The sequence below is a fragment of the Coprobacter sp. genome (genome assembly GCF_982436375.1).
Genome location: NZ_CEWDCG010000284.1, coordinates 1 through 2,874, shown reverse-complemented (window position 1 = coordinate 2,874; position 2,874 = coordinate 1). Strand labels below are relative to the sequence as shown.

2 protein-coding genes are annotated in these 2,874 nt (G+C 35.2%); one reads left to right on the top strand and one right to left on the bottom strand.

Annotation, left to right across the window (positions count from 1 at the left end; translation table 11 throughout):
• Window positions 1-393 precede the first annotated feature (393 nt).
• Window positions 394-1,677 carry a phosphopyruvate hydratase gene (eno, locus tag AC1WHX_RS11650; RefSeq protein WP_303115325.1) on the top strand — a complete coding sequence of 428 codons (1,284 nt, stop codon included), beginning with the start codon at window positions 394-396 and terminating at the stop codon, window positions 1,675-1,677.
• 37 nt (window positions 1,678-1,714) lie between these two features.
• Here eno and AC1WHX_RS11645 read toward each other — a convergent pair whose 3' ends face one another.
• Window positions 1,715-2,590: an N-acetylmuramoyl-L-alanine amidase-like domain-containing protein gene (locus tag AC1WHX_RS11645; protein ID WP_303115328.1), complete on the bottom strand. Its 876-nt coding sequence runs from the start codon at window positions 2,588-2,590 to the stop codon at window positions 1,715-1,717.
• Window positions 2,591-2,874 lie beyond the last annotated feature (284 nt).

Here is a 2,874-nt window from a genome sequence, read left to right as displayed (position 1 = left end):
ATTGGGGATATTTATTGTGTTGGGTTAAGAGCGAGTCTGAATTTTTCGTGAAAATGATACTTTCAGCTTTTGGGATTCTCTTTTCAGTTTGTTTTTTGTTCCAGTATGCCTTTATTTGGGTAAAAAGATGATCTTGAAAATAGTTTTGAAAGAAGTCTGTGCAAAATTTAGACAAGTTTTATGGAATGTTTTGAGAATGTATTATCACTCCTTGTAATCATTATTTGCAGTAATTTGAGTATAACTTCTAGAGTAAAATAATCTGCAATAATAGGGGAGGTAATAGTATAATTTCTTAAAGCATTCCTTTTTTTTATGTTTTTCAAAAACATATTATGAAAAAAAATTGTTTAATTGCATAATATAATTATATAACCTCAAAACATTAAGTGTATGAAAATTATTAAAATTACAGGTCGTGAGATCCTTGATTCTCGTGGAAATCCTACGGTGGAAGTAGATGTGTTGCTCGAGTCAGGAGTAATGGGACGTGCAGCAGTTCCTTCTGGTGCATCAACCGGTATCCATGAGGCATTAGAACTTCGTGATGCAGACAATAAAAGATATATGGGGAAGGGTGTATTGAAGGCTGTTGAAAATATCAATAAAAAAATCGCTCCTGTTCTTGTCGGTATGAGTGCATTAAATCAAATAGACATTGACCAGAAGCTGATAGAACTGGATGGTACGGAAACGAAATCGAAATTGGGAGCTAATGCGATTTTAGGAGTGTCTTTGGCAGTTGCTAAAGCCGGGGCAGCCTATCTGGATTTGCCTTTGTACAGGTATATAGGTGGAGTAAACAGTTATGTGTTACCTGTTCCTATGATGAATATTATTAATGGTGGTTCACATTCTGATGCCCCAATCGCTTTTCAAGAGTTTATGATCCGTCCTGTCGGCGCTAATAGCTTTAGAGAAGGTTTGAGAATGGGGGCAGAAGTTTTTCATTCTCTTAAGAAAGTATTGCATGATAGAGGTTTGAGTACGGCTGTCGGAGATGAAGGAGGTTTTGCTCCTGCCTTGAATGGTACGGAAGATGCTATAGAAAGTATTTTGCAGGCAATAACAAAAGCGGGCTATCAACCCGGTAAAGACGTTACAATTGCATTGGATTGTGCCTCTTCTGAGTTTTATCATGATGGAATTTATGATTATACCAAATTTGAGGGGGCTAATGGCGCGAAACGTACTTCTCAACAACAGGCTGATTATTTGCAGGATTTGGTTGCTAAATATCCGATCGATTCCATTGAAGACGGAATGGCCGAGGAAGATTGGGACGGATGGCGTATTTTGACGGACGTGATTGGAGGGAATTGTCAATTGGTGGGGGATGACCTTTTCGTGACCAATGTTGCATATCTGGAGAAAGGCATTCGTTTAGGTTGTGCTAATTCTATTTTGGTAAAAGTGAATCAGATCGGGACATTGACCGAGACATTAAGAGCGGTAGAGATGGCTCAACGTAATGGTTACACTGCGGTAATTTCACATCGTTCGGGAGAGACTGAAGATGCAACAATTGCAGATATCGCTGTTGCCATGAATGCCGGACAGATCAAAACCGGCTCGTTAAGTCGCTCCGATCGTATGGCAAAATATAATCAATTACTTCGTATAGAAGAAGAATTGGGAAGTTGTGCTGTTTATGGGTATAAGCGAATAAAAGCTTAAAGGATATGATTAGTACAAAAGTCGATAAGATTTTTTCTTATCGACTTTTTGTATTTTCTATGATGCGTAGAACTCTTATACCGGATTGTGATTTATGTTGCTGTAATTGCTCATTTAGAGGGATACTTTCAATAATTACTTGTTTTTTGTTTAGGGATGCATGCAAAAGGTGGAGTTTGCCATTCACCCGATAAGCAAATCCTACGTGAGAAATATCTAATCCTTTTATCGATGTTGTAATAGCGATAATATCTCCATTATGTATTTGGCTGATGTTATGTGAATTCAAACTGTCTTTAGGAATATATCGTACAGTCATATTGCTTAATAGCTTTTCAGTATTTTTGATTTCTTTCAAAAAAAATGCATTTTCTGTTAATGGAGCATATTTGTCGGCATGAGAAGACATGAAGTTTATCGACTGTTTTTGTATTAAACTTCCTTCTTTGGGAGTTACTTCTTTAATAAGACCTTTTTGTATATTGTTTTGTATCCAATCACTAAAGTAGTGTAGTCTTGAGGGATATTCATTAATAATACCATTTCGATAGCGGATTTTTTGAAGATTGGAACAATAATCTCCGAAAGAGTATGTATTATTTTGTACAGAAAGGATCAATGCTGTTACAGTTTCTACAAATGTCGTACAATCCATTTCTCTTAAATTTACGACAAGTTGCTCTTTCCCCTTCTTTTCCAATGTCTTGCTTACGTAAGGTGTTCCTATAAATAAATTCCCGATTTGTACAACCTGCTTTTCAACAGAAGATAAAGATCGTTTATTTGTGAATTGTTTTAAAAGACTTTCTGTTAGAATACTGTCTTTTGTAGTGTATAAGGTGTTTATTTCTTGGGCTTGCAGATAAAAAATGGAATATCCTGTAAAAAAAATATATAAAAGGAATTTATTCATAATTGAGTGTTGTTTCATTTTTTACAAATATACTTCTTTCTTGTTATATAACATTTGAATTATTTATTCATTTGCGCTTGATTGGACGTGAAGATGATCTACCGTTTTAAAAGAAGGTGTTTTTATTCGAAAAAAGTTTTGTATATAATATAGTTATTTACAGGCAGTTATAGAAATATTTATTGTGGGTATATAAAAAAAGGCCGAAAAAAAATTGGAGGTAAATAGAAAAGTTCTTACTTTTGCACACGCTTTTCGGGAGAGAGGGGCAGTAATGGAAAAAA

Excerpts from the sequence above, each read along its gene's own strand:
- AC1WHX_RS11645 (WP_303115328.1), bottom strand. The coding sequence starts at position 2,590 with ATGAATAAATTCCTTTTATATATTTTTTTTACAGGATATTCCATTTTT.
- eno (WP_303115325.1), top strand. The coding sequence starts at position 394 with ATGAAAATTATTAAAATTACAGGTCGTGAGATCCTTGATTCTCGTGGA.